Annotated in this window: 23 protein-coding genes and 1 pseudogene; 10 read left to right on the forward strand and 14 right to left on the reverse strand. The window is 63.0% G+C overall.

Going from position 1 to position 24,080, the window contains the following annotated elements; genetic code table 11:
- Positions 1 to 94: 94 nt before the first annotated feature.
- A complete protein-coding gene (locus tag J5M58_RS00510) occupies positions 95 to 988 on the reverse strand; it encodes a LysR family transcriptional regulator (protein WP_112253190.1) in 894 nt (297 codons plus the stop codon).
- A 223-nt stretch (positions 989 to 1,211) separates the two neighbouring features.
- Here J5M58_RS00510 and speB point away from each other — a divergent pair, with 223 nt between their 5' ends.
- Both speB and J5M58_RS00520 read left to right on the forward strand, forming a co-directional pair.
- Positions 1,212 to 2,162 (forward strand): agmatinase, encoded by a 951-nt coding sequence (speB, locus tag J5M58_RS00515; RefSeq protein WP_133974558.1) that lies wholly within the window; start codon positions 1,212 to 1,214, stop codon positions 2,160 to 2,162.
- A gap of 132 nt (positions 2,163 to 2,294) precedes the next feature.
- Positions 2,295 to 3,674: a sodium:solute symporter gene (locus J5M58_RS00520; RefSeq protein WP_112253191.1), complete on the forward strand. Its 1,380-nt coding sequence runs from the start codon at positions 2,295 to 2,297 to the stop codon at positions 3,672 to 3,674.
- Between the two features lie 187 nt (positions 3,675 to 3,861).
- Here J5M58_RS00520 and J5M58_RS28250 read toward each other — a convergent pair whose 3' ends face one another.
- The gene (locus J5M58_RS28250) at positions 3,862 to 3,990 is read right to left on the reverse strand and encodes a PA1414 family protein (protein ID WP_009683677.1); all 129 of its coding nucleotides are present in this window, start codon (positions 3,988 to 3,990) and stop codon (positions 3,862 to 3,864) included.
- Between the two features lie 124 nt (positions 3,991 to 4,114).
- Positions 4,115 to 5,008, reverse strand: coding sequence for a LysR family transcriptional regulator (locus J5M58_RS00525; RefSeq protein ID WP_112253192.1), 894 nt, complete (start codon positions 5,006 to 5,008; stop codon positions 4,115 to 4,117).
- 106 nt (positions 5,009 to 5,114) lie between these two features.
- Here J5M58_RS00525 and J5M58_RS00530 point away from each other — a divergent pair, with 106 nt between their 5' ends.
- Positions 5,115 to 6,287, forward strand: a complete 1,173-nt coding sequence (locus J5M58_RS00530; protein WP_112253193.1) for an MFS transporter — start codon at positions 5,115 to 5,117, stop codon at positions 6,285 to 6,287.
- A gap of 129 nt (positions 6,288 to 6,416) precedes the next feature.
- On the opposite strand, the gene J5M58_RS00535 is transcribed toward J5M58_RS00530, so the two are convergent.
- From J5M58_RS00535 to J5M58_RS28255, 4 genes and pseudogenes are all read right to left on the reverse strand, one after another.
- Entirely contained in the window at positions 6,417 to 7,343 is a 927-nt protein-coding gene (locus tag J5M58_RS00535; protein ID WP_112253194.1) for a DMT family transporter, read from the reverse strand.
- Between the two features lie 106 nt (positions 7,344 to 7,449).
- Positions 7,450 to 7,845, reverse strand: coding sequence for a hypothetical protein (locus J5M58_RS00540; protein ID WP_013973698.1), 396 nt, complete (start codon positions 7,843 to 7,845; stop codon positions 7,450 to 7,452).
- Positions 7,846 to 7,922: 77 nt separating this feature from the next.
- A complete protein-coding gene (locus J5M58_RS00545) occupies positions 7,923 to 8,177 on the reverse strand; it encodes a BrnA antitoxin family protein (RefSeq protein WP_046614667.1) in 255 nt (84 codons plus the stop codon).
- Positions 8,155 to 8,241 (reverse strand): annotated as a pseudogene (locus tag J5M58_RS28255) (BrnT family toxin); the annotation flags it as partial. The gene J5M58_RS00545 and the pseudogene J5M58_RS28255, both read right to left, overlap by 23 nt.
- Before the next feature lie 229 nt (positions 8,242 to 8,470).
- On the opposite strand from J5M58_RS28255, the gene J5M58_RS00550 reads away from it, so the two are divergent.
- A complete protein-coding gene (locus tag J5M58_RS00550) occupies positions 8,471 to 8,743 on the forward strand; it encodes a hypothetical protein (RefSeq protein ID WP_112253195.1) in 273 nt (90 codons plus the stop codon).
- 125 nt (positions 8,744 to 8,868) lie between these two features.
- Here the strand turns inward: J5M58_RS00550 and J5M58_RS00555 are convergent, their stop codons facing one another.
- The gene (locus J5M58_RS00555) at positions 8,869 to 10,230 is read right to left on the reverse strand and encodes a DEAD/DEAH box helicase (RefSeq protein WP_133974574.1); all 1,362 of its coding nucleotides are present in this window, start codon (positions 10,228 to 10,230) and stop codon (positions 8,869 to 8,871) included.
- A 103-nt stretch (positions 10,231 to 10,333) separates the two neighbouring features.
- On the opposite strand from J5M58_RS00555, the gene J5M58_RS00560 reads away from it, so the two are divergent.
- Positions 10,334 to 11,635, forward strand: coding sequence for a mechanosensitive ion channel family protein (locus tag J5M58_RS00560; RefSeq protein WP_207876886.1), 1,302 nt, complete (start codon positions 10,334 to 10,336; stop codon positions 11,633 to 11,635).
- A gap of 305 nt (positions 11,636 to 11,940) precedes the next feature.
- Here the strand turns inward: J5M58_RS00560 and J5M58_RS00565 are convergent, their stop codons facing one another.
- The 4 genes from J5M58_RS00565 to J5M58_RS00580 all read right to left on the reverse strand — a co-directional run bounded on the left by J5M58_RS00565 (position 11,941) and on the right by J5M58_RS00580 (position 15,579).
- The gene (locus J5M58_RS00565) at positions 11,941 to 13,317 is read right to left on the reverse strand and encodes a cytosine permease (protein ID WP_207876888.1); all 1,377 of its coding nucleotides are present in this window, start codon (positions 13,315 to 13,317) and stop codon (positions 11,941 to 11,943) included.
- A gap of 78 nt (positions 13,318 to 13,395) precedes the next feature.
- Entirely contained in the window at positions 13,396 to 14,271 is an 876-nt protein-coding gene (locus tag J5M58_RS00570) for a carboxylate/amino acid/amine transporter (RefSeq protein WP_112253199.1), read from the reverse strand.
- A 284-nt stretch (positions 14,272 to 14,555) separates the two neighbouring features.
- Positions 14,556 to 15,155 carry an FMN-dependent NADH-azoreductase gene (locus J5M58_RS00575; protein ID WP_112253200.1) on the reverse strand — a complete coding sequence of 200 codons (600 nt, stop codon included), beginning with the start codon at positions 15,153 to 15,155 and terminating at the stop codon, positions 14,556 to 14,558.
- Between the two features lie 109 nt (positions 15,156 to 15,264).
- Complete coding sequence (locus J5M58_RS00580) at positions 15,265 to 15,579, reverse strand: 3-phosphoglycerate kinase (RefSeq protein WP_207876890.1); 315 nt, start codon at positions 15,577 to 15,579, stop codon at positions 15,265 to 15,267.
- Between the two features lie 48 nt (positions 15,580 to 15,627).
- Between J5M58_RS00580 and J5M58_RS00585 the strand changes: the two genes are divergently transcribed.
- From J5M58_RS00585 to J5M58_RS00600, 4 genes are all read left to right on the forward strand, one after another.
- Complete coding sequence (locus tag J5M58_RS00585) at positions 15,628 to 16,551, forward strand: LysR family transcriptional regulator (RefSeq protein ID WP_012273620.1); 924 nt, start codon at positions 15,628 to 15,630, stop codon at positions 16,549 to 16,551.
- Positions 16,552 to 16,564: 13 nt separating this feature from the next.
- A complete protein-coding gene (locus tag J5M58_RS00590) occupies positions 16,565 to 17,377 on the forward strand; it encodes an alpha/beta fold hydrolase (RefSeq protein ID WP_207876892.1) in 813 nt (270 codons plus the stop codon).
- Positions 17,371 to 17,928 carry a peptidylprolyl isomerase gene (locus J5M58_RS00595; protein WP_133974584.1) on the forward strand — a complete coding sequence of 186 codons (558 nt, stop codon included), beginning with the start codon at positions 17,371 to 17,373 and terminating at the stop codon, positions 17,926 to 17,928. Before J5M58_RS00590 ends, J5M58_RS00595 begins: the two co-directional genes overlap by 7 nt.
- Before the next feature lie 63 nt (positions 17,929 to 17,991).
- Positions 17,992 to 19,824, forward strand: coding sequence for an ABC transporter ATP-binding protein (locus J5M58_RS00600; protein ID WP_207876894.1), 1,833 nt, complete (start codon positions 17,992 to 17,994; stop codon positions 19,822 to 19,824).
- A gap of 126 nt (positions 19,825 to 19,950) precedes the next feature.
- Here the strand turns inward: J5M58_RS00600 and J5M58_RS00605 are convergent, their stop codons facing one another.
- Positions 19,951 to 21,078, reverse strand: a complete 1,128-nt coding sequence (locus tag J5M58_RS00605; protein ID WP_112253204.1) for a GNAT family N-acetyltransferase — start codon at positions 21,076 to 21,078, stop codon at positions 19,951 to 19,953.
- A 263-nt stretch (positions 21,079 to 21,341) separates the two neighbouring features.
- Between J5M58_RS00605 and J5M58_RS00610 the strand changes: the two genes are divergently transcribed.
- Positions 21,342 to 22,586 (forward strand): putative porin, encoded by a 1,245-nt coding sequence (locus J5M58_RS00610; protein WP_112253205.1) that lies wholly within the window; start codon positions 21,342 to 21,344, stop codon positions 22,584 to 22,586.
- A 199-nt stretch (positions 22,587 to 22,785) separates the two neighbouring features.
- On the opposite strand, the gene J5M58_RS00615 is transcribed toward J5M58_RS00610, so the two are convergent.
- Positions 22,786 to 23,907: a beta-ketoacyl-ACP synthase III gene (locus J5M58_RS00615; RefSeq protein ID WP_207876896.1), complete on the reverse strand. Its 1,122-nt coding sequence runs from the start codon at positions 23,905 to 23,907 to the stop codon at positions 22,786 to 22,788.
- Positions 23,908 to 24,080 lie beyond the last annotated feature (173 nt).

The following is a 24,080-nucleotide window of genomic DNA, read 5'->3' on the forward strand; positions in this document are numbered from 1 at the left end:
CGCTGATTTGATATATAGCAGGGCGCCATTATGTTGTCGGTCAGCGGCGCCAACAATTTAACGAGCACCGACGAAATACAGCATGTGCCGAACTTCAGCCCACGATGAGCTGGCTTTTGAGCAGGTCGCGGAAGGTCTGGATCAATGGCTCGCGACTGCGCCCGCGGCGAATGATCAGCGAAAACGGTGCCTGGTAGCCGAAGGTCGACGGCGACAGCACGCGCAAGTCGCCCTTGTCGACCCAGGCCTGGGCATAGTGCTCGGGCAGGTAGCCGATGTAGGCCCCGGACAGGATCAGGATCAACTGCGCCTCCATGCTCTCCACGGTTGCCGCGCTGTGCTTGAAACCATGCCGGGCCAGCTCGGCCTGGCTCCAGTAGCCACGCCCGACCATGCGCTGCTGGGTCACCACTTGCTCGGGAATGCGCCGCTCGGCATACAACGGGTGGCGGCTACTGCAGTAAAGCCAGTGCTGCTCACGGTACAGCGGCTGGTAGAGCAGCCCGCTCATGCGCGAGGAAAACGCCCCGATGGCCAGGTCCAGGCGGTTGTCCTGCACGCCCAGTTGCAGCTCGTAAGGGCTGGACACCGACAGGTGAAGATGCACCGCCGGGTGTTCCTGGCTATAGGCGCCGATGGCCTCGGCCAGCGGCAAGGCCCGGTCACCGACCGTGGAGTCGATCACCCCCAGGTTGAGGGTGCCGCGCAACTCGCCCTTGAGGGCGGCGGCATACTGTTCGAAACCGTCCAGCTCGGCCAGCAGGCGCAGGGTTTCCTGGTGGAACAGCTCGCCTTTGCTGGTCAGGCTGAACCCGCCACGGCCACGGTGGCACAGCACAATCCCCAGGGCGCCTTCCAGTTGGCTCATGTAGGTGCTGATGGCCGAGGTCGACAGGTTCAGTTCGCGCTGGGCATTGGCAAAGCCCTGGTGGCGCACCACGCTGACGAAGATGCGCAGCAGTTTCAGGTCGGGCAAGGTCGAGGCCATGGTGCAACGGTTCCGCAAGGGTATTTGCGCGCAGTCTAACCGCTCTGCGCCATTAGTTCAGAAATTCCTGAACTAAGTATTTGCCGGTAGCGATTTTTCCCCGGCACTACCTTCAGCAGACTTGGCCGAAATGTCCCTGCCCGCCAGCAAGACCAAACCTGAAAGGCGCGCGGCGGCACAGGTTCGAACAAACAGAACAATCGACCGACTGATGAGGCCCACCGTGGACAAGATCCTCCACCAACCACTGGGCGGCAACGAAATGCCGCGTTTCGGCGGCATCGCCACCATGCTCCGTCTCCCCCACCTGCAAAGTGCCCAAGGCCTGGACGCCGCCTTCATCGGCGTGCCACTGGATATCGGTACCTCGCTGCGCTCCGGCACCCGCTTCGGCCCGCGCCAGATCCGCGCCGAATCGGTGATGATCCGCCCGTACAACATGGCCACCGGGGCTGCACCGTTCGACTCGCTGTCGGTGGCCGACATCGGTGACGTGGCGATCAACACCTTCAACCTGCTGGACGCCGTGCGCATCATCGAAGAAGCGTATGACGAGGTCCTCGAGCACAACATCATTCCGCTGACCCTGGGTGGCGACCACACCATCACCCTGCCCATCCTGCGCGCGCTGCACAAGAAGCACGGCAAGATCGGCCTGGTGCACATCGACGCCCATGCCGACGTCAACGACCACATGTTCGGCGAGAAGATCGCCCACGGCACCACCTTCCGCCGCGCCGTGGAAGAAGGCCTGCTCGATTGCGACCGCGTGGTGCAGATTGGCCTGCGCGCCCAGGGCTACACCGCCGATGACTTCAACTGGAGCCGCCGCCAGGGCTTCCGTGTGGTCCAGGCCGAAGAGTGCTGGCACAAGTCGCTGGAACCGTTGATGGCCGAAGTGCGCGAAAAGGTCGGCGGTGGTCCGGTGTACCTGTCGTTCGACATCGATGGCATCGACCCGGCCTGGGCGCCCGGTACCGGCACCCCGGAAATCGGCGGCTTGACCACCATCCAGGCGATGGAGATCATTCGCGGCTGCCACGGCCTGGACCTGATCGGCTGTGACCTCGTCGAAGTCTCCCCGCCTTACGACACCACCGGCAACACCTCGCTGCTCGGTGCCAACCTGCTGTTCGAGATGCTCTGCGTGCTACCGGGCGTAGTGCGTCGCTAATACCGCTGTACCCCGGCAGGAGCCATATGGGAGGGCCACTGAGGCCCGCCAACACACGACATGACCGCCGGGCGCCGTGCAAACGCCCGGGTGGTCGATCTCGCCATAATAAAGATAATCGGGAGACCCCCAATGGCCTTGGACATCATTGTTGTAATGATCTATACCGCCGGCATGCTCGGGCTTGGCTGGTATGGCATGCGGCGCGCGAAAACCCACGAGGACTACCTGGTGGCCGGGCGCAACCTCGGCCCGGTCCTGTACATGGGCACCATGGCCACCACCGTGCTCGGTGGTGCTTCCACCGTCGGCACCGTGCGCCTGGGCTACGTCCACGGCATCTCCGGCTTCTGGCTGTGCGCAGCCCTGGGCCTGGGCATCATCGCCCTCAACCTGTTCCTCGCCAAACCCTTGCTGCGCCTGCGCATCTTCACCGTGACCCAGGTGCTGGAGCAGCGCTACAACCCGGCCGCACGCCAGGCCAGCGCCGTGATCATGCTGGCCTACGCACTGATGATCGGTGTCACCTCGACCCTGGCCATGGCCACCGTATTGCAGGTGCTGCTCGACCTGCCGTTCTGGGCCTCGCTGCTGCTGGGTGGTGGTGTGGTGGTGCTGTACTCGACCATTGGCGGCATGTGGTCGCTGACCCTGACCGACATCGTCCAGTTCGTGATCAAGACCGTCGGCCTGATGTTCATCCTGCTGCCAGTGTGCCTGTACAAGGCCGGTGGCTGGGACACCCTGGTGGCCAAGCTGCCGGCGGCCAGCTTCCAGCTGACTACCATTGGCTGGGACACCATCATCACCTACTTCCTGATCTACTTCTTCGGCATCCTCATCGGCCAGGACATCTGGCAGCGGGTATTCACTGCCCGTGACGAGAAGGTCTGCCAGCGCGCTGGCACCACCGCTGGTGTGTACTGCGTGCTGTACGGCCTGGCCTGCGCCGCGATCGGCATGGCCGCGCATGTGCTGATGCCCGACCTGGCCAACCCGAACAATGCCTTTGCCGAGATGATCAAGACCACCCTGCCCGATGGCATCCGTGGCCTGCTGATGGCAGCGGCGCTGGCCGCCATGATGTCCACCGCCAGCGCCGGCCTGCTGGCTGCGTCGACCACCCTGACCGAAGACCTGCTGCCCAAGCTGCGTGGCGGCAAGGCGTCGAGCCTGGGCGTCAGCCGCCTGTTCACCCTGCTCACCGGCCTGGTGGTGCTGGGCATCGCCCTGGTGGTGAACGATGTGATCAATGCCCTGACCCTGGCCTACAACCTGCTGGTCGGCGGCATGCTGATCCCGCTGATCGGCGCGATTTTCTGGAAGCGCGCTACCACTGCCGGGGCTATCGCCAGCATGTCGCTGGGCTTCGCGACCGCGCTGCTGTTCATGTTCAAGGATGGGCTGGAGGCCAATACGCCGATCTACTACAGCCTGGCGGTTGGCCTGGTGAGTTTTGTGGTGGTCAGCCTGGTGTCGCGCAAGCCGGCGGCGGCGGTGAAACTGGCCTGACAGATCCGGGCTGCCTGTACTGGCCCTTTCGCGGGTAAACCCGCTCCCACAGGAATATCACAGGCCGAGTGCTGTGGGGGACCTGTGGGAGCGGGTTTACCCGCGAAGAGGCCGGTACAGGCAACAGATTTTCATCAGGCACAAAAAGGCCGCTGCACCCACCCAGGTGCAGCGGCCTTTGTCTGTATCAGCGACGACGCGGTTGGCGTTTGCGCTGCTCTTCATCAGTCGGGATCGGCACCGGCTGCAAGGGTGGTGGAATCAGCCCCAAGGCGACAGCCAGGTCGTGGAGCCAGTTGGACAGTGGTTTATTCATAATGCCCCCTTGACGGGTCAGCCTCACGGCAATTCAATCCTGCGATGTTTCATACAGATCATAGCCCTATGTCCTGTATTACGCATGCCTCTACAGCTACAGATAAGGGCCATTTTGATACGGATCAAGCCGTACCGGCGCATTCCGACGACTGGTTAATCGTTTCGCTTTGTTGCAGGTCGATCCAGGCCTGCAAATTCGCCCCACGCATGCCCTGGCGCCACATCAACCAGGTGACCGCCTGATCGAATGGCGCCTGCAACGGATGGACCCTTACCTGATCGCGCCCGGGCAGGCTGTCGAGCATCGACCTGGCCATCATTGCCACGCCCGCGCCGGCGATCACGCAGGCCAGCATGCTCTGGTACGACTCGATCTCCATCACCCGGCCCATGGGCGTATGGGCATGGGCATACCAGGCCTCCAGGCGCATGCGGTACGAGCAGCCCTGGCGGAAAGTGAACACCGCCTTGCCCGCCACGTCCTTGGCAGTGTGCACCGCCGGGTGCTCGGGGCTGGTAATCAGCACCAGTTGCTCATCGCACAGCGGCACACCATCCAGCCCGGACAGGCTCGGCGGCCCGTCCACCAAGGCCGCGTCCAAAGTGTGGTTGAGCAGGCCTTCCAGCAGCTCGCCACTGGGCGCCGCACGCACCTGCAGGTTAACCGCCGGGTAGGCCTGGTGATAGCGCGCCAGCAACCTCGGCAAATGGGTCGCCGCGGTGCTGTACATGGTCCCCAGCACGAAGTCCCCGGCCGGTTGGCCACCGCGCACGGCGGCCAGTGCCTCGTCGCGCAAGGCAGACATGCGGTTGGCATAGTCCAGCAGCACCTTGCCCGCCGGCGACAGCTGCAGACGCTGGCGCTCGCGCAGGAACAGCTCGACACCCAGCTGTTCCTCGAGCTGGCGCAAGCGCGTCGACAGGTTCGACGGCACCCGATGCAGGCGCTCTGCGGCACGGGTGACCGAACCTTCCTCGGCCACGGCCTGGAAGATACGCAGTTGGCTGAACTCCACGGCATTCTCCAAAACAGAACAACTTGATCATCATTATTCAATTTTATTGAAAAAGAAACCGCCCTAACCTGCCAGCCATCGCTTACATCCCTGCAGGAGACTTGTCATGTCGCCACTCATTCAACTGCTGGCCAGCGCCGTGGCGCTGATGATGGCCATGGGCATCGGCCGTTTCGCCCTGACTCCGCAGCTGCCGCAACTGATTGCCGAAGGCCAGCTCGACCTGACAGTCGCCGGGCTGGTCGCAGCGGCCAACTACCTGGGTTACTTCATCGGCGCGGTCGATGCCATGTTCGCCCGCTCGCCGGGCCAGGTGCGCCTGCGCCTGCACGGCGGGCTGTGGCTGTGCGTGCTGCTGACCTTGGTCTCATGGGCCGCCGACGGATTCTGGAGCCACCTGCTGCTGCGCTTCGGCACCGGTGTAGCCAGTGCCTGGGTGCTGGTGATGATCACCAGCCTCAGCCAGCAGGTAGCCAATGCCAACAACCGCCAGCGCCTGGGTGCCCTGGTGTTCGCAGGGCCTGGCCTGGGCATTGCGCTGACCGGTTTGCTGGCACTGGTGGCGCACTTATGGGGGTTGGGCTCGGCAGCACTGTGGCTGATCTATGCCGTGGCCGCGCTGGTGATGCTGCTGGCGGTCCGGCCTTGGCTGCCCGGGGCGCTGCAAGCGGCGCCGGTGCCGTCGGCTGCACGCCAGGGCCCAACGGGCAGTGTCGGCATCGGCCGCCTGGGGCTGGTGTATGCGCTGTATGGCGTGGGCTACATCCTGCCGGCCACCTTCCTGTCGCAGATGGCCAACCAGCAGTTTCGTGGGCAGTGGCTTGCCGACCTGTTCTGGCCTGCGTTCGGCCTGGCGGCGGCGCTGGGGGTGCTGGTGGTGAGCATGCGGCGCGGCGGCCGTACCTCGATCTGGCTCACCGCCACCCTGTGGCTGCAGGGGCTGGGTGTACTGGCCTGCCTGATGGGCGGGGGTGTCGGCCTGGCGTTGGGCGTGGTGCTGTGTGGCGGGCCGTTCCTGGCCTGCATGCAGCTGGTGATGCAACGTTCGCGGGAGCTCGCGCCGCATGCCACCCAGCGCAATGCCGGGCTGCTGACGGCCTGCTTTGCCCTGGGGCAATTGAGCGGGCCATTGTTGGCGGCGGTCAGCAGCCATTACAGCGGCGGGCTGCAGCCTGCGCTGATGGTGGCGGCGGGTGGGTTGGTGGTGGCTGGGGGGTTGGTCTTGTTTGCCAGCTCGGTACAGCAGGGCAGCGCCTGTCAGGCCAAGGCCGCATCCTGAATTGAGATTGCCTGATCTGGCCTCTTCGCGGGCTTGCCCGCTCCCACAGGGTATGTCACAGGTCTCGAATATTGTGCAGTAACTTGTGGGAGCGGGTTCACCCGCGAAGAGGCCGGCACAGGCCAGCCCTTACCCCACAAACTTACGCAATTGCTGCTTCACCCAAGGCTCGGCACTCACCAGAACCACCCCCAGCAGCACCATCAACGCGCCAACCACAAAGTTCAGGCTCAGCGGCTCATCCAGCAGCAACACGCCAAAGGTCACCCCGAACAGCGGGGTGATGAACGAAAACACCGCAAGGTTCGACGCCAGGTACTTTCGCAGCAACCAGAACCAGGTCAGGTAGCTGATGAACGACACCACAATCCCCTGGAACAGCACACTGCCCATCGCCAGCGGCGTCAGCGCCACCGCGCCGATCTGCCCGCTGAGCAAGGCAATCAGCAGCAGCCCGGCAAAGCCCACCGCCAGCTGATAGAACAGGGTCAGGGTCGCCGGCGCCTCCGACAGCCGCGAGCAGCGCACCACCACTGTGGTCGCCCCCCAGGCCAGCCCGGCGATCACGCCAAAGGCATCGCCCAACAGGGTGCGGCCATCCATGTGCTCGAACGACATACCGCCGGCAAATGCCATGGCAATGCCGCCGAACGCCAGCAGGATCCCCAGCCACTGCAGCAGCCGCAGGCGTTCGCTGGGCAACCTGAAATGCAGGCCCAACGCGGTAAAAACCGGCGCGGTATAGAGGAACACCGACATGTGCGCCGCCGAGGTCAGCTTCAGCCCCTCTGCAATGAACAGGAACTCCAGGCCGAACAGCCCGCCCGCCACCACCCCGGCACGCCAGGTGCTGCCGACCTGGTTCCAACCCCCGCGCCAGCACAGCATCAGGCCCACCAGCACGGCGGCGATGCCGTTGCGCAACGCCGCCTGCATCACCGGCGCGATATCGATGGCGGCAGTCTTGATCAAAACCTGCTGGCAACCCCAGATCAGGCACAGCCCCAGCATCACCTGGAAGGCAAAGGCATCAGGGTTCTTGCGGACCGCGCTCATAGGCGGGCCTCGACGGTGGTCATTGGCATGGGCGAGGTCTCGGCAGTGTTCATGAACTACCGATTATCGGGTTTCCATGGCCGCCCTTGCCACCCTCAAAACGACCTCAGGCGATCTGTGCCTTCGCCGACACCTGCTCGAAGGTGGTTTCGTCCAGCGCATCTTCCTGCTCGTCCAGCACCTGGCGCGGGTGCTCGAAGCCCGGGATGCTGCTGTCGATCAGGCTCATCAGCCGCGAACCACGCTCGGTCAACACGAAGTTCTCGCCATTGCCGCCATCCTCTTCGGGCCGGGTTTCGATGAAACCACGCTCGAACAACAGCCTTTCATACTCGCAGGCGCGGGTTTTCAGGTGGTCCAGGTCGCCCACCGGCTCACCTTTGGCGGCCAGTGCCGCAGCGTGCTGCTCGGCATAGGGGCGTGGCGTGAAGCTGTGACCGGCGCCGTTCTGCACCTCGTGCAGCAAACGCTCGATCAGGTCCCAGTCGTAGGCGATGCTCATGGCTACGGGCTCCTGCTGTGGACGGAAGGGGTACACAGGTTGGGACCTGTCGAGGTTGCCCGGCGTTCCGAAATATCTCAGCGCTGGCGTTGTTGCGCTTGCATGTACTGGCGCAGCAACTGATTGATCCGGGTCTGGTAGCCGCTACCCTGCTCTTTGAACCAGGCGAGCACATCGGAATCCAGGCGAATGGTCACCGTCTGCTTGGCTGGAACTCGCAGCTCGGCCTCGCGGAAGAAATTTTCATCCAGTTCAGGAATATCCGAGGTATCGATAGCCTGGTCGTCCTGTCGAGCCAGGCGGCTCCAGTCAGTTTTCGATGCTTTGGTCATAATGTTTGGCCTCCCATCTGGTGGCTTTGCGTGCAGAAATGATGCGAATGACATCACCCTGCCTTGGGACGCTCCGTATTTACATCTGTACATACGATACCTCCTGATCCAGGCCAAGGCTAGGGGGCGATCGCACGACCTTCAATAGCCGCAGGAGGCTTTGGGAAATGGATTACAGCCTAGAGCGGAAACGGCCTAGCCAACCGGCTAGCAAGGCCCATCGGTCGAAGGCGCTGAACTAACGGCCAGGCGCATGCCTCCACCGGGCATCACCACCGCCGGAGGTAGGAAGGATGAAACTGCTACTGCCCATTGCCTGCGCCACTGCCCTGTTCTGCGCCCTGCCCGCCTGGGCCTGCACACCGGAAGAAGCGACGCAGAAACGCGAAGAGCTGGCCGGTTTGGTCACCCGGTTGACCGAACAGAACCCGCAGAAGGCCAAGGAGATCAATGACGAGCTTCAAGGGATGGAGCTTGGGACGGCGAGCAAGGATTTGCCCGACAAGTGTCAGCTGATCGACACGCGGATCAAGGAATTGAAAGGGGCGGAGAAAAAGGCTGAATAGTTGTCGCCTGTGCTGGCCCCTTCGCGGGTAAACCCGCTCCCACAGGGATTGCACAGGCCTGGAAGCCTGTAGGGTCACTGTGGGAGCGGGTTCACCCGCGAAGCAGCCAACACCGTTAGCGAGCGTTACTCAGCCGCAGGCTTGCGCTTCTTCAGCGGCGCCAGGCCGTCAGCGCTGGCCAGCGGTGCGTTGGCCTTTGGCTTGGCAGTTGGCTTGCGCTTGGCGGCTGCCTTCTTGTCACCGGTCTTCTTCTCGACCTTTTTCTTCTTGCTGCCAGCCGCCTTGCCCGAGGCCTTGACCTTCTTCGGCCCGTTGTAGGTGCCCTTCACTTCCTTGATCACCCGGCGCTCGAACTGCTGCTTCAGGTAGCGCTCGATGCTCGACATCAGGTTCCAGTCGTTGTGAGTGATCAGCGAGATCGCCAGGCCTTCGCCACCGGCACGGCCGGTACGGCCCACACGGTGCACGTACTCGTCACCGCTGCGCGGCATGTCGAAGTTGATCACCAGGTCCAGGCCGTCGATGTCCAGGCCACGGGCCGCGACGTCGGTAGCCACCAGCACCTTGGAGCTACCCTGCTTGAAGCGCTCCAGGGCCAGCTTGCGGTCCTTCTGGTCCTTCTCGCCGTGCAGTACGAAGGCCTTAACGTCCTTGGCCACCAGATGGCCGTAGATGCGGTCGGCCAGGGCGCGGGTGTTGGTGAAGATGATCGCCTTGTCGAAGGTTTCGTTGGCCAGCAGCCACTGCACGATCTGCTCTTTGTGCTGGTCGTGGTCGGCGGTGATGATCTGCTGGCGGGTGCCTTCTGCCAGCTGCGAGACGCTGTTGAGCATCAGGTGCTCAGGGTCTTTCAACACCTTGCCGATCATGTCGCGCAGGGCCGCACCACCAGTGGTGGCGGAGAACAGCAGGGTCTGCTGGCGGTTCTCGCACTCCTTGCACAGGCGCTCCATGTCTTCGGCGAAGCCCATGTCGAGCATGCGGTCGGCTTCGTCGAGGATCAGCACCTGCACGTGGGACAGGTCAAGATTGCCGGCATTGAGCTGCTCGAGCAGGCGGCCCGGGGTGCCGATCAGCACATCCGGCACCTTGCGCAGCATGGCTGCCTGTTCCTTGAAGTCTTCACCACCGGTGACCAGGCCCGACTTGATGTAGGTGAACTGCGAAAACAGCTGCACCTGCTTGAGGGTCTGCTGGGCCAGCTCACGGGTCGGCAGCAGGATCAGCGCGCGGATCTCGACGCGGCGCTCGCGCAGGTCGACCAGGCGATTGAGCAGCGGCAGCACGAAGGCCGCGGTCTTGCCGCTGCCGGTCTGCGCGGTCACGCGCAGGTCACGCCCTTGCAGGGCCAGGGGGATGGCCGCAGCCTGCACCGGGGTAGGCTCGACAAAGTTAAGCTCGGCCACGGCTTTAAGCAGGCGTTCGTGCAGGGCGAATTGGGAGAACACGGAGGTAACCTCAGGCAAGTGCGGGAAATTCAGTTGCATAGGGTAACGTTTTCTGCCGCCTTAGCCGAATTTCTTTTGGCAACTTTGTCGCCATCCGCGCTCTAATGGCGCCTCGTTTGGCAACAAGACTGTAAGCAAGCCCATGGATATTCAACGAATCTGGCGTGACTCCCTCGACCTGTGGGGCACCCTTGACCAACATCCGATGCTGCACGCGGCCATCGGCCTGGCGGTGCTGCTGCTTGTTTCCCTGGTCATCGGCCGCCTGGCGCGCTTCCTGGTGCTGCATGGCGCCCGCCTGCTGGCCCGCCAGCCAGCGCTGAAGTGGCTGGACGACCTGCGCAACAACAAGGTGTTCCACCGCCTGGCGCAGACCACGCCGTCACTTGTGCTGCAGTTCGGCCTGAAACTGGTGCCCGAGCTGTCCGACACCGCCCAGCACTTCCTCGGCAATGTCGCCCTGGCCTTTACCCTGCTGTTCATGACCATGGCGCTGTCGTGCCTGCTGGATGCCCTGCTCGACATCTATGCCCGCACCGAACACGCCCGCACCCGCTCGATCAAGGGCTACGTGCAGCTGGCCAAGATGATGCTGTGGATCTTCGCCTCCATCGTCATCGTCGCCACCCTGATCGACCGCTCGCCATTGTTGCTGCTGTCCGGTCTGGGCGCCATGTCGGCGGTGCTGCTGTTGGTGTACAAGGACACCCTGCTGTCGTTCGTCGCCAGCGTGCAGCTGACCAGCAACGACATGCTGCACGTGGGCGACTGGATCGAGATGCCCCAGGTCGGCGCCGATGGCGACGTGGTGGACATCACCCTGCACACGGTGAAGGTGCAGAATTTCGACAAGACCATCGTCTCCATCCCCACCTGGCGCCTGATGAGCGAGTCGTTCCGCAACTATCGCGGCATGCAGCAGTCCGGTGGCCGGCGCATCAAGCGCAGCCTGTTCATCGACGCGGCCGGCGTGCGATTCCTGACGCGCGAGGAAGAACAGCGCCTGAGCCAGGTGCACCTGCTAGCCGACTACCTGGCCGGCAAGCGTCAGGAGCTGCAGCGCTGGAACGAGGCCATGGGGCCAGTGGCCGAGCTGTCGGCCAACCGCCGCAAGCTGACCAACATCGGCACGTTCCGCGCGTTCGCCCTGGCCTACCTGAAGAACCACCCCAACGTGCACCCGAACATGACCTGCATGGTGCGGCAGATGCAGACCACCGCCGAGGGCGTGCCGCTGGAGATCTACTGCTTTACCACCACCACGGTGTGGGCGGATTACGAGCGAATCCAGGGGGATATCTTCGATTACCTGCTGGCGGTGTTGCCGGAGTTCGGGCTGAGCCTGTATCAGCAGCCGAGTGGCAACGACATGCGGATCGGGTTGAGCGGGCGTATATCACAAGAGCCTGCGCCGCGTCGGCTGGAAGACATGAGCGAGGCTTGAGATTGCCGGGGCTGCTTCGCAGCCCATTGCCGGCAAGCCAGCTCCCAGAGAGGTCACGCAGATCGTGAGATCTTCGTTGTACCTGTGGGAGCGGCTTTAGCCGCGAAGAATCCAACGCGGTGCATGGCACCGGCTGCGCCGGTGTTCGCGGCTGAAGCCGCTCCCACAGGGCCCCTGCTAATTCAATGAGTTATGTGCAGTTCAATGAGAGCTGGCTTACCGGCGATGGGCCGCAAATTGTTTGACTGACAGGCATGACGCCTTAGGGTGGTGTTTAAGTAGCCCCTTTCCGTGTCAGGGCCGAGTCAGGGGTGCGCATTCATGGTTGTCGAAAGCCGGTTACTCTCGCGCCCATGGACCATGCAATACAGCGCACCGGCCAGGATCAACCCCATCGCCCAACTGATGTCCGCCCCCAGCCACTCGGCCACGAAGCCCGTGTAGAACGACAGCTTCATGAACGGGATGGTACCGATGATCGACACGGCGTACACCGCCAGGCTTCGACGATTGAAGCAACCATAACGCCCCTTGGCGTCATACAGCGCCCCCACATCATAGTGCCCTCGGCATACCCAGTAGTAATCCACCAGGTTGATCGCGCTCCATGGAATCAGCAGGTACAGCTGGCCGATCAGGATGTCGGCAAAGAACGTATCGAAATTGTACTGGGTGGCGATGGCGATCACCGTTGCCGCTGCGGTCAGCCCAGCCATTACCAGGGCCTTGGCCGTCGCGGTCACCCGCCGGATGGTCTTGAAGGCGCCAAAGATCGTGACCGACGACATGTAGGCGCTGTACAGGCACAGGACGTTGTACTGGATCACCCCCAGCGCGATAACTGCCAGCGCCAACGGCGCCCATGGGCCAAACAGCGCGGCAATGGCTGTGGCCGGGTCATGTCCCAGTGCCGAGGGCAGTTCCACAGCCACCAGCGCACCGAGCGCCATCATGGCGAAGGAGCCCAGCGCACAACCGCAATAGGTGGCCCAGAACGTGGCGCGCGGGTTGACGTTGGCGGGGAGATAGCGCGAGTAGTCGGCCACATACGGGCCATACCCCAGCGTCCAGGAGGCCGACTGGGCCACGATCAGGTTGAAGGCGGTGAACGAGAAGCCGGTACTCACCGCCGTTGTGGTTGCCATGTCGCCGGGGTGCAGCAGGATCAGCACCAGGGCGCCGGCAAAAACCAGCGTGGACAACAGGCTCATCCAAGCGCCCAGGCGGTGGATCAGCTCGTAGCCGACAAAGCCGATGACAAAAGTCAGCAAACCGACCACCACGATCGCCTGGTCATCGCTCATGGGCACCAGCGCCTGCAGGGCATTGCGCATCAGCACGCCGCTGGCGGCGAGGAACAGGACTGCGGCCGTGACCATCACCAGCAGAGGGAGCGCCGCACCATGGACACCGAACTGCGCCCGGCTCTGGATCATCTGTGGCACGCCCAGGTGCGGCCCTTGGGCAGAGTGCGCGGCCATGAACACGGTGCCGATCAGGTTGCCGACCAACAGGGCCAACAAGGTCCAGCCCAGGCTCAGCCCGGACGCCACGCCCAGGGTGCCGACCATCAGGGCGGTTATCTGGAAATTGGAGCTGAACCAGATGGTGAACAATCGTTTGGGCGTACCATAACGCTCAGCGTGTGGGACAAATTCGATACTTCGCGTTTCTAGCTTCACGCCGGACTCCGATTTTTATTTTTTTGATTATCGGGTAGTCACCGACGGGTTACGGGCCCAGTAACGAACGTGTCATAGCTAGCTGCGCCATGCCTTGCCCGATAACGTCAGGCCGCCCAGGCGGCTCATCCACACCGAGGCCAGGATCACCGCCCCGCCGAGGAGCAGCCGGCCCAATGGCTCATGCTGGTTCCAGATCAGCAGGTTCAACAGCAGCCCCACCGGTACATGCAGGTTGTTCATCACCGCCAGCGTGGCCCCGGATACCAGGCACGCGCCTTTGTTCCACCAGTACAGCCCCAGCGCCGTCGGGCACAGGCCCAGGAACAGCAGCACCAGCCACTGCACATCGGTGGTCGGCAGGTGCTGGGCGTTGCCAAACAGCAGGAAGGCCGGCAACACCACGATCAACGCGCCGAGGTAGAAGTAGCCAAAGCGCTTGTAGTGGGGCAGGTCGCTGGGGTGGCGTGCAACCAGGTGGCGGTACAGCACCTGGCCGGCGGCGTAGGTGAAGTTGGCCAGTTGCAGCAGCAGGAAGCCGATGAAGAACTCACCGCTGATGGTATCGAAGCGGATCACCGCCGCGCCGGCCACTGCCACCAGCGCCGCCAGCAGCGCCCACGGGTTGAAGCGCCGGTTCATGGCATCTTCGATCAGCGTCACGTGCAGCGGCGTGAGAATGGTGAACAGCAGCACCTCCGGCACGGTGAGCACGCGGAAGCTCAGGTACAGGCAGACGTAGGTGATGCCGTACTGCAACGCACCGATCAGCAGCATCGAACGCATGAAACGCGGCTCGACCTGGCGCCAGCGGGTCAGCGGCAGGAACACCAGGCCCGCCAGCACCACGCGCGCGAGCACGGCGAAATAGCTGTCGACGTGCCCGGCCAGGTACTCGCCGATCAGGCTGAAGGAAAACGCCTGGATCAGCGCGACGATTATCAGGTAGCCCATGGTTGCCTCTCGTGGATCAAGGCCGCGACCTTAGCGGGTTGCGGGGAATCAGTTCAACCATGGGGAATGTAAGGGCAGTGCCGGCCTATTCGCGGGTAAACCCGCTCCCACAGGGACACCACAGGCCTCAGGTGCCGTGTTATTCCTGTGGGAGCGGGTTTACCCGCGAATAGGCCGGCACAGGCACCCATGAATTTCTGGCATAAAAAAGCCCGGCCATGCAGGCCGGGCAGGTACACCCAAAGGAGCAACAACAGGTGTCAGGGTTGGGAATTCGCCAAGCCTCAGGCCACCGCCGCCAGCTTGGCCTTGGCCTGGTTGACGCCCTTCTCATGGAAGTCAGGGCTCATGTTCAGGCCTTCGGCATGGATGAAGTCGACATCGTGAATGCCGATGAAGGCCATTACCTGGCGCAGGTACGGTTCCTGGTGGTCGCTGGTGGCGCCGGCGTGGATGCCGCCACGGGCAGTCAGGACGATGGCGCGCTTGCCGGTCAGCAAGCCCTGCGGGCCGGTCGGGGTGTACTTGAAGGTGATGCCGGCACGCAGCACGTGGTCCAGCCAGGCCTTGAGGGTGCTGGGGATGGTGAAGTTGTACATCGGCGCAGCCATCACCAGCACGTCGGCAGCGAGCAGTTCATCGGTCAGTTCGTTGGAGCGGGCCAAGGCGTCCAGTTCGGCGGCGCTGCGCTGATCTTCGGGCTTCATCCAGCCACCCAGCAGGTTGGCGTCCAGGTGCGGCACCGGATTGACAGCCAGGTCGCGCACACTGATCTGATCGGCCGGATGGGCGGCCTGCCACTGCTGGATGAAATCACGGGTCAGCTGACGGGAAACGGAATCCTGCTGGCGGGCGCTGCTTTCGATGATCAGTACGCGGGACATGGGGTGCCTCCATCGGCAAAAAGGGTTGCGATTCGATGGAGGTGAGATTACGGCTTGACCTATCGATAAAAAAGCGTAAAAAATGGGTTCAATCTATCGATTTATCAGTTTATTCTGCACTGCAGTTCAAGGCGATCCGTAGTTTGATGATCTGCCGATTGAACTTGGCAGTGACATCGACGCTTTTGCCGGCCGGTACGTTCACCCGGCGCACCCGTGGTGCCTCTGGGCCGTTGCGAAAGGTTACCTTGCACGCCGCCGGTACCTGCCCATAGTTGTTGAGGGTGATGGCGCCAATGTCATAGGCCGTGTCATAGGCGGTGTAGTCGAGCTTTACCCCGGTCAGGTCCTTCTCCACATCGATGGGATAAGCCATGGCCCCGAGGGGCAGGCACATCAGTATTGCCGCACAACATTTCTTCATGGGCCGCTCTCCTTGAAAGAGCGCAGCTTAGGACAACAGGAGCGAAAGATGAAAGCGCCGCGCGTAACCCTTGACCAGTGGCGAACCCTGCAGGCAGTGGTCGATCATGGCGGGTTTGCCCAGGCCGCCGAGGCATTGCACCGCTCGCAGTCATCGGTCAGCTACACCGTGGCCCGCATGCAGGAGCAACTGGGCGTGCCGCTGCTGCGCATCGACGGTCGCAAGGCAGTGCTCACCGAGGCCGGCAATGTCCTGCTGCGCCGTTCACGCCACCTGGTCAAGCAGGCCAGCCAGCTCGAAGACCTTGCCCACCACATGGAACAGGGCTGGGAGGCCGAGGTACGCCTGGTGGTCGATGCAGCCTACCCCAGTGCCCGCCTGGTTCGTGCCCTGGCCGCATTCATGCCGCAGAGCCGCGGCTGCCGGGTGCGCCTGCGTGAAGAAGTGCTTTCTGGCGTCGAGGAAGTGATGCACGAAGGCATCGCCGACCTCGCCATCAGCAGCTACAGCATCGGCGGCTACCTGGGCGCCGAACTGAGCGCGGTGGAGTTCGTCGCCGTCGCCCACCCCGAACACAGCCTGCACCGCCTGGGCCGTGAACTGACCTTTCAGGACCTGGAAAGCCAGTTGCAGGTGGTGATCCGCGACTCCGGCCGCGCCCAGCCACGCGATGTCGGCTGGCTGGGCGCCGAGCAACGCTGGACCGTCGGCAGCCTGGGCACCGCCGCTACCTTCGTCAGCAGTGGCCTGGGCTTTGCCTGGCTGCCCCGGCACATGATCGAGCGCGAGCTGCGCGAAGGCGTGCTCAAGCCGTTGCCGCTGGATCAGGGTGGCAGCCGCCACCCACTGTTCTACCTTTACTCGAGCAAAGAGAAGACCTTGGGCCCGGCCACGCAGATTCTCATCGACCTGCTGCGCAATTTCGATACCGCGCCGCTGGACGTGCCCTTCGCAGCCCCCCCACAAGCTTGAGAGGACCGCGCCCATGGCCTATTTCGAACACGAAGGATGCGCACTGCATTACGCGGAATATGGCCAGGGCGAACCCCTGGTATTGCTGCATGGCCTGGGTTCCAGCTGCCAGGACTGGGAAATGCAGGTGCCGCTGCTGAGCCAGCACTACCGGGTGATCGTGATGGACATCCGCGGCCACGGCCGCTCAGACAAGCCCCACGACGGTTACCAGATCGCCACCTTCAGTGCCGACCTGCTGGCCCTGCTCGAACACCTGCACACCGGCCCGGTGCACTTCGTCGGCCTGTCCATGGGCGGCATGGTCGGTTTCCAGTTTGCCGTCGACCACCCGCAATGGCTGCGCAGCCTGTGCATCGTCAACAGCGCCCCCGAGGTAAAGCGCCGCACCCGCAGTGACTGGCTCTGGTGGCTGAAACGCTGGAGCCTGGCGCGCCTCCTCAGTGTCGAAACCGTCGGCAAGGGCCTGGCCGAACGCCTGTTCCCCAAGCCCGGGCAGGCCGAGCTGCGAGAGAAGATGGCCCAGCGCTGGGCGCGCAATGACAAGCGCGCCTACCTCAAGAGTTTCGACGCCATCGTCGACTGGGGCGTGCAGGAACGCATCGGGCAGATCCACTGTCCTACCCTGGTCATCGCCGCCGACCACGATTACACCCCGATACAACTGAAAGAACGCTACGTCGCCCTGATGCCCCACGCCAGGCTGGTGGTCATCGACGATTCCCGGCACGCTACACCCCTCGACCAACCCGAGGTCTTCAACCAGACCCTGCTGCAGTTCCTTGCAGCCGCTTCCACCTCTCAAGGATCTTTGAGCCCATGCTGAAAAAACTCCTGCTCACCGCCTGCTCGGTCGCCTTCGCCACCAGCGTCATGGCCTCCGACAAGACCCCGCACGTACTGCTGGACACCAGCTTCGGCCAGGTAGAAATCGAACTGAATGCCGAGAAGGCACCGATCAGTACCAAGAACTTCCTCGAGTACGTCGACAGTGGCTTCTACAACAACACCATCTTCCATCGGGTAATCCCGGGGTTCATGGTCCAGGGCGGGGGCTTCACTGACCAGATGGTGCAAAAAGACACCAAGGACCCGATTCGCAACGAAGCCAGCAACGGCTTGCAGAACACCCGCGGCACACTGTCGATGGCGCGCACCTCCAACCCGAACTCGGCCACCAGCCAGTTCTTCATCAACGTCGCCGACAATGATTTCCTCAACCCGGGCCGCGACGCTGGCTACGCCGTGTTCGGCAAAGTGACCAAAGGTATGGAAGTGGTCGACCAGATCGTCAATTCGCCGACCACCATCAAGAAAGGCATGCGTGATGTACCGGCCGACCCGGTCTACATCAAGTCGGCCAAACGCATCGACTGACCGCAGGCTTCACAGGGACGTGAAACCGCCTGAGGGCCGGATGGAACAGGAGTGTCGTTACCCATGCTGTACCGCCGTTTTGAACAACTGATCGATATCTTTCGCGAAGCGCCCACTGAATCGCCACCCACCACCGTGTGGCCGTTCTACCTGTATTACCTGCGCCAGGTGTGGCCCAGCTTTCTCGCCCTGCTGGTGGTCGGCCTGGTCGCCTCGCTGATCGAGGTGGCGATGTTCAGCTACCTCAGCCGCATCATCGACCTGGCCCAGGGCACCCCCAATGCCAATTTTTTCAGCGAACACAGCGGTGAGCTGATCTGGATGCTGGTGGTGGTCCTGCTGCTGCGGCCGGTGTTCTTCGGCCTGCACGACCTGCTGGTGCACCAGACCATCAACCCCGGCATGACCAGCCTGATCCGCTGGCAGAACCACACCTATGTGCTCAAGCAGAGCCTGAATTTCTTCCAGAGCGACTTTGCCGGGCGCATCGCCCAGCGCATCATGCAGACCGGCAACTCGCTGCGCGACTCCGCCGTGCAGGCGGTGGATGCGCTGTGGCATGTACTGATCTATGCCATTACCTCGCTGGTGCTGTTTGCCGAGGCCGACTGGCGCCTGATGCTGCCGCTGTTGCTATGGATCGCCGGCTACATTGCCGCGCTGTTCTATTTCGTCCCCAGGGTGAAGGAGCGTTCGGTGATTTCCTCCGATGCCCGCTCCAAGCTGATGGGCCGTATCGTCGACGGCTACACCAACATCGCCACGCTCAAGCTGTTCGCCCACACCGACTACGAACAGCAATACGCCCGCGAAGCGATCAGCGAACAGACCGAGAAGACCCAGCTGGCCGCACGCGTGGTCACCAGCATGGATGTGGTGATCACCACCCTCAACGGCCTGCTGGTGGTCACCACCACAGGCCTCGCGCTGTGGCTGTGGAGCCAGTCGCTGATCACTGTGGGCGCCATCGCCCTGGCCACCGGCCTGGTGATCCGCATCGTCAACATGTCGGGCTGGATCATGTGGGTGGTCAACGGCATCTTCGAAAACATCGGCATGGTCCAGGACGGCCTGCAGACCATCGCCCAACCGGTCACCGTCACCGACCGGCCCAACGCGCCGGCGCTCAAGGTCAGCCGCGGTGCGGTGCGTTTCGATGACGTGGACTTTCATTACGGCAAGGCGGCCAACGTGATCGAAGGGCTCAATCTGGACATCCGCCCGGGCGAGAAGATTGGCCTGATCGGCCCGTCCGGGGCAGGCAAGTCGACCCTGGTCAACCTGCTGCTAAGGCTGTATGACGTGCAGGGTGGGCGCATTCTCATCGACGGCCAGGACATTGCCGAAGTGAGCCAGGCCAGCCTGCGCGCGCAGATCGGCATGATCACCCAGGACACCTCGCTGCTTCACCGCTCTATCCGCGACAACCTGCTGTATGGTCGCCCCGGTGCCAGCGAGGCGGAGCTACATGAAGCGGTGCGCCGGGCCCGCGCCGACGAGTTCATCCCGCAGCTGTCGGACGCCCAGGGACGCACCGGTTTCGATGCCCATGTGGGGGAGCGCGGGGTCAAGCTGTCGGGTGGCCAGCGCCAGCGCATCGCCATTGCCCGGGTGCTGCTGAAGAATGCACCGATCCTGATCATGGACGAGGCCACTTCGGCGCTGGACTCGGAGGTGGAAGCCGCGATCCAGGAAAGCCTGGAGACGCTGATGCAGGGCAAGACGGTCATCGCCATTGCCCACCGGCTTTCCACCATTGCGCGGATGGACCGGCTGGTGGTGCTGGACAAGGGGCGGATTGTCGAAAGTGGCAGCCACACTGAGCTGCTGGAGCAGCAAGGCTTGTATGCCCGGTTGTGGCATCACCAGACCGGGGGGTTTGTCGGAGTGGACTGATTTCCTGTGCCGGCCTCTTCGCGGGCTTGCCCGCTCCCACAGGTACTGCATAGGCCGTGAAGTTTGTGCGATCCCTGTGGGAGCGGGTTTACCCGCGAAGAGGCCGGCAAAGGCAACCCAAACCCCTCAGTCCCGGCGATAGGGCAGCATCCCCCTGGCCTCCTCGGCATACGCCCGCACCCCGTCCCGCTCCTGCACCAGAAAATCCTCCACCGCCCGCCGCAGCCCCGGGTGCAGCAGGTAGTGCCATGACCGCGTCAGCACCGGCTCGAACCCGCGAATCAACTTGTGCTCGCCCTGCGCCCCGGCATCGAAACGCTGCAAACCCTCGGCAATGGCAAAGTCCATGCCCTGGTAGAAACAGGTCTCGAAATGCAGCCGGTCGAATTCATCCAGGCAACCCCAGTAACGACCGAACAGGCTGTCGCCACCCACCAGGCTCAAGGCCATGGCCACATCACGCCCGCCCTGGCGCGCCATCACCACGCGTAGCGCCTCGGGCATGCGCTCGGCCAGCAGGCTGAAGAATTCGCGGGTCAGGTAGGGCGCACGGCGGCGCACCGCATAGGTGTTGGCGTAGCAGCGGTAGACGAAATCCCACTGCGCCTGGTCCAGCTCAGCCCCGCGGTACCAACGAAAATCGATGCCCTGCCCGGCTACCTGTTCACGTTCCTTGCGCATTTGCTTGCGCTTGCGTGAACTGAGGCTGTCGAGGAAGTCCTGGAAGTCGCGGTAGCCGTGATTGCGCCAATGGAACTGGCAGCCCAGGCGCTCCATCCAGCCTGGCTGGCCAGCGAGCTGTTCGTCCAGCGCCGGGTCAGTGAAATTGATGTGCGCGCCAGACAGCCCGCCCTTGCCCAGGTACTCCGGCAACGCCTGCAGCACCAGCAGGCCATCGGCTGGGTCGGCGGCGAGCAGGCGCGGGCCGCTGACCGGGCTGAACGGCACGGCACCGAGCAGCTTGGGGTAGTAGGCAATGCCGGCCCGCTCACAGGCATCGGCCCAGCCATGGTCGAACACGTATTCGCCAAACGAGTGCCATTTGCGGTACGCCGGCAGCAGCGCCCGTACCTGCCCGTCACGCTCCAGCACCAGGTGCTCGGCAGCCCAGCCGGTGTTGCGCGCGACGCTGCCGCTGTCCTCCATGGCGCTGAGAAACGCATGGCGCAGGAACGGTTGGCCGGCCGGCACCAGGGCATCCCAGGTGGCCGCCGGAAGATCACGCAAATGGGCAAGGCTGTACAGGCTGGTCACGGTTCTGGCTCGCTGTTTCAATGTACCCAGTATCCCCAAGGAAGGCCCGCCACTCAAATCACGATAGCCGGGACAGATCCTTTCATTCTCAATTACTTAACAGCAGTGCCACTAATTCGACATTAATCTGTCACTCGCCCCCGCAATACTTGCGCCTGTTTTCCGGAACCCCAGAACCTGTCTATTCAGGCCCTTTCCGAAGACATGCCAATACAGGGGCGGGCGTTTGAGCCTCCCCCATCTTATTCAACAGGGAGAACCTTATGCGTCTTGTTTCTACACTTACCGGAGTGAGCCTCACCGGCATGATGCTGGCTCTGAGTACTCCGGCCAGTGCAGCTGTCGACGCCAAGCTGCTCGAAATGCTCCGCGCCAACGGCTCGATCAACCAGGCGCAGTACAACGAACTGCAGGCGGACCTGGCTCAAGAAACCAAGGAAAAGGCCGCTCAGAAAGCTCAGTCCGACCGGATGAGCTCCTTTGAACAGAAAGTGGCATGGGCCGCCAAGACCCAGGTCAAGGGTGATGTGCGCCTGCGTTACGAAGACGTCAACGTCGACGACCCGAACAGCAGCAGCGGCAACCAGGACCGCCAGCGCGTGCGTGCCCGTGTCGGCTTCTACAGCGAAATCAACCCGCAGGTCGACGCCGGCATCCGTATCGCCACTGGCAGCAGCGCCGACCGCCGCTCGACCAACCAGAGCTTCGACAACTACTTCGACAAGAAGTCGCTGTGGGTCGACCAGGCCTACCTCGACTGGCACCCGACCGCCGTTCCCAACCTGCACCTGATTGGCGGCAAGATGGCGCAGCCATGGGTGAGCATGGGCGACATCATCTGGGACAGCGACATCAACCCGGAAGGCGTGGCAGCCACCTACAAGACCGACCTGGGCGGGGCCGAAGTGTTCGCCAGCGCCGGTCAGTACACCCTCAAGGACAACGTCGATGGCGACGGTGTGCAATACAAGCATGACGCACAGGTCTATCACGGCCAGCTGGGCGCCAAGTTCGCACCGGCAGATGTGCTCAAGCTGACCGTCGGTGCCAGTATCTATGGCTACGACAACGACAAGGAAGCAACCATTCTGCAGTCGTTCGGCAACACCACCAACGAGTTCAACCTGGTGGAAGGCTTCGGCCAGCTGGACTTCACCGGCTTTGCCATCCCGCTGTCTGCGTATGGCCAGTACGTGAAGAACACCGAAAGCACCGATGGCGAAGACCAGGCCTGGCTGGCGGGCCTGAAAACCAAGGTCGGCGCCTGGAGCCTGGACTACAACTACCGCGACGTGCAGCGTAACGCGGTGGTCAGCCTGTTCACCGACTCCGACTTTGGCAACGGCTTTACCGGTTCGCGCGGGCACAAGTTCAAGGTCGGCTATGAAATCGACAAGAACTTCTCCCTGGGCGCGGCCTACCTGATGGCCAAGACCGATCTGTCGCAATTGCCCAACAGCGATGCCGATGTAGATACCCTGCAGGTAGACCTGGAAGCCAAGTTCTAAGCGATACCCTGCGCTGCGTCACCTGAAGCGGGAAATGCCGACCCCATCCGGCGTTTCCCGCTTTTTTTGCCTGGCAGAAATGCGCCGGCCTCTTCGCGGGTAAACCCGCTCCCACAGGGGATATCACAGTTTCGAATGCTGTGGTGTCCCTGTGGGAGCGGGCAAGCCCGCGAAGAGGCCGGTACAGGCGCCAGATAAATCAGCGCTTGCGCAGAATCACGCTACCAATCGAATACCCCGCACCAAACGAGCTCAACACCCCCAGCGAGCCCTTGGGCAGGTCGTCCTGGTACAGGTGGAAGGCAATCACCGAACCCGCCGAACTGGTGTTGGCGTAACGGTCGAGAATCACCGGTGCATCCTCCTCGGCCACTTCACGTCCCAGCAACTTCTTGACGATCAGGTGGTTCATGCTGAGGTTGGCCTGGTGCAGCCAGAAGCGTTTCACATCGCTGGGCTGCAGCCCGTTTTCCTGCAGGTGCTCACCGATCAGTTCGGCCACCTTCGGGCACACTTCGCGGAACACCTTGCGGCCTTCCTGGATGAACAGCTTGTCCGCTGCACCCTCGCCCTCTTCCGCCGCGCGGTTGAGGAAGCCGAAGTTGTTGCGGATGTTGTTGGAGAACTCGGTCCACAACTTGCTGCTGACGATGTCGAACTGGTGCGCCGAAGTGGCCTTGTCGGCACGTTCGAGCAATACCGCAGTGGCAGCATCGCCAAAGATGAAATGGCTGTCGCGGTCACGGAAGTTCAGGTGGCCGGTGCACACCTCCGGGTTGACCATCAGCACCGCACGCGCCTGGCCCAGGGCCACGCTGTTGGCGGCGGTCTGGATGCCGAAAGTGGCCGACGAGCAGGCCACGTTCATGTCGAAGGCAAAGCCCTGGATGCCCAGCGCCTGCTGCACTTCGATGGCAATGGCCGGGTACGGACGCTGCAGGTTGGAGCAGGCGACGATCACCCCATCGACATCGGCGGCGGTGCGACCGGCGCGCTCCAGGGCCTGGCGGGCGGCAGCCACGGCCATTTCGCAAAGCACCGACGGCTCGTCGTTGGAGCGCTCTGGCAGGCGGGGCTTCATGCGCTGCGGGTCGAGGATGCCAGCCTTGTCCATGACGAAGCGGCTCTTGATGCCCGAGGCCTTTTCGATGAACGCCGCGTCGGACAGCGGCGCTGCTTCGACTTCACCGCGCTCGATGGCGGCGGCGTTGTCCTGGTTGAACTGCTGCGACCAGGTGTTGAAGGAGGCCACCAGTTCTTCGTTGGAAATGCTCTGGGCCGGGGTGTACAGGCCGGTGCCGCTGATCACGACGTTATGCACGGTCGTTCCTCTGGTCAAAGGCCATCGCCACAGGGCGCTGGCTGGGAAACATGACAGGTTAATGGCACTTTAGTGCCAATTTAAGGGCGAGGGCTGCGCCCTCGTTCGCGGGCACGCCCGCTCCCACAGGGATCGCGTCGCTCCTGAGAACACTGTGGTACCCGCGAAGGGGC

The organism is Pseudomonas sp. 32_A (genome assembly GCF_017490905.1).
GTDB classification, from domain to species: domain Bacteria; phylum Pseudomonadota; class Gammaproteobacteria; order Pseudomonadales; family Pseudomonadaceae; genus Aquipseudomonas; species Aquipseudomonas inefficax.

What these genes read in the sequence shown, in the direction of transcription:
- J5M58_RS00575 (WP_112253200.1), bottom strand. Translation starts at nt 15,155, where the DNA reads ATGTCCCGCGTACTGATCATCGAAAGCAGCGCCCGCCAGCAGGATTCC.
- J5M58_RS00550 (WP_112253195.1), top strand. Translation starts at nt 8,471, where the DNA reads ATGAAACTGCTACTGCCCATTGCCTGCGCCACTGCCCTGTTCTGCGCC.
- J5M58_RS00510 (WP_112253190.1), bottom strand. Translation starts at nt 988, where the DNA reads ATGGCCTCGACCTTGCCCGACCTGAAACTGCTGCGCATCTTCGTCAGC.
- J5M58_RS00520 (WP_112253191.1), top strand. Translation starts at nt 2,295, where the DNA reads ATGGCCTTGGACATCATTGTTGTAATGATCTATACCGCCGGCATGCTC.
- J5M58_RS00540 (WP_013973698.1), bottom strand. Translation starts at nt 7,845, where the DNA reads ATGAGCATCGCCTACGACTGGGACCTGATCGAGCGTTTGCTGCACGAG.
- J5M58_RS00585 (WP_012273620.1), top strand. Translation starts at nt 15,628, where the DNA reads ATGAAAGCGCCGCGCGTAACCCTTGACCAGTGGCGAACCCTGCAGGCA.
- J5M58_RS00545 (WP_046614667.1), bottom strand. Translation starts at nt 8,177, where the DNA reads ATGACCAAAGCATCGAAAACTGACTGGAGCCGCCTGGCTCGACAGGAC.
- J5M58_RS00590 (WP_207876892.1), top strand. Translation starts at nt 16,565, where the DNA reads ATGGCCTATTTCGAACACGAAGGATGCGCACTGCATTACGCGGAATAT.
- J5M58_RS00595 (WP_133974584.1), top strand. Translation starts at nt 17,371, where the DNA reads ATGCTGAAAAAACTCCTGCTCACCGCCTGCTCGGTCGCCTTCGCCACC.
- J5M58_RS00535 (WP_112253194.1), bottom strand. Translation starts at nt 7,343, where the DNA reads ATGAGCGCGGTCCGCAAGAACCCTGATGCCTTTGCCTTCCAGGTGATG.
- J5M58_RS00610 (WP_112253205.1), top strand. Translation starts at nt 21,342, where the DNA reads ATGCGTCTTGTTTCTACACTTACCGGAGTGAGCCTCACCGGCATGATG.
- J5M58_RS00580 (WP_207876890.1), bottom strand. Translation starts at nt 15,579, where the DNA reads ATGAAGAAATGTTGTGCGGCAATACTGATGTGCCTGCCCCTCGGGGCC.
- J5M58_RS00530 (WP_112253193.1), top strand. Translation starts at nt 5,115, where the DNA reads ATGTCGCCACTCATTCAACTGCTGGCCAGCGCCGTGGCGCTGATGATG.
- J5M58_RS00555 (WP_133974574.1), bottom strand. Translation starts at nt 10,230, where the DNA reads ATGCAACTGAATTTCCCGCACTTGCCTGAGGTTACCTCCGTGTTCTCC.
- J5M58_RS00560 (WP_207876886.1), top strand. Translation starts at nt 10,334, where the DNA reads ATGGATATTCAACGAATCTGGCGTGACTCCCTCGACCTGTGGGGCACC.
- J5M58_RS28250 (WP_009683677.1), bottom strand. Translation starts at nt 3,990, where the DNA reads ATGAATAAACCACTGTCCAACTGGCTCCACGACCTGGCTGTCGCCTTG.
- J5M58_RS00600 (WP_207876894.1), top strand. Translation starts at nt 17,992, where the DNA reads ATGCTGTACCGCCGTTTTGAACAACTGATCGATATCTTTCGCGAAGCG.
- J5M58_RS00570 (WP_112253199.1), bottom strand. Translation starts at nt 14,271, where the DNA reads ATGGGCTACCTGATAATCGTCGCGCTGATCCAGGCGTTTTCCTTCAGC.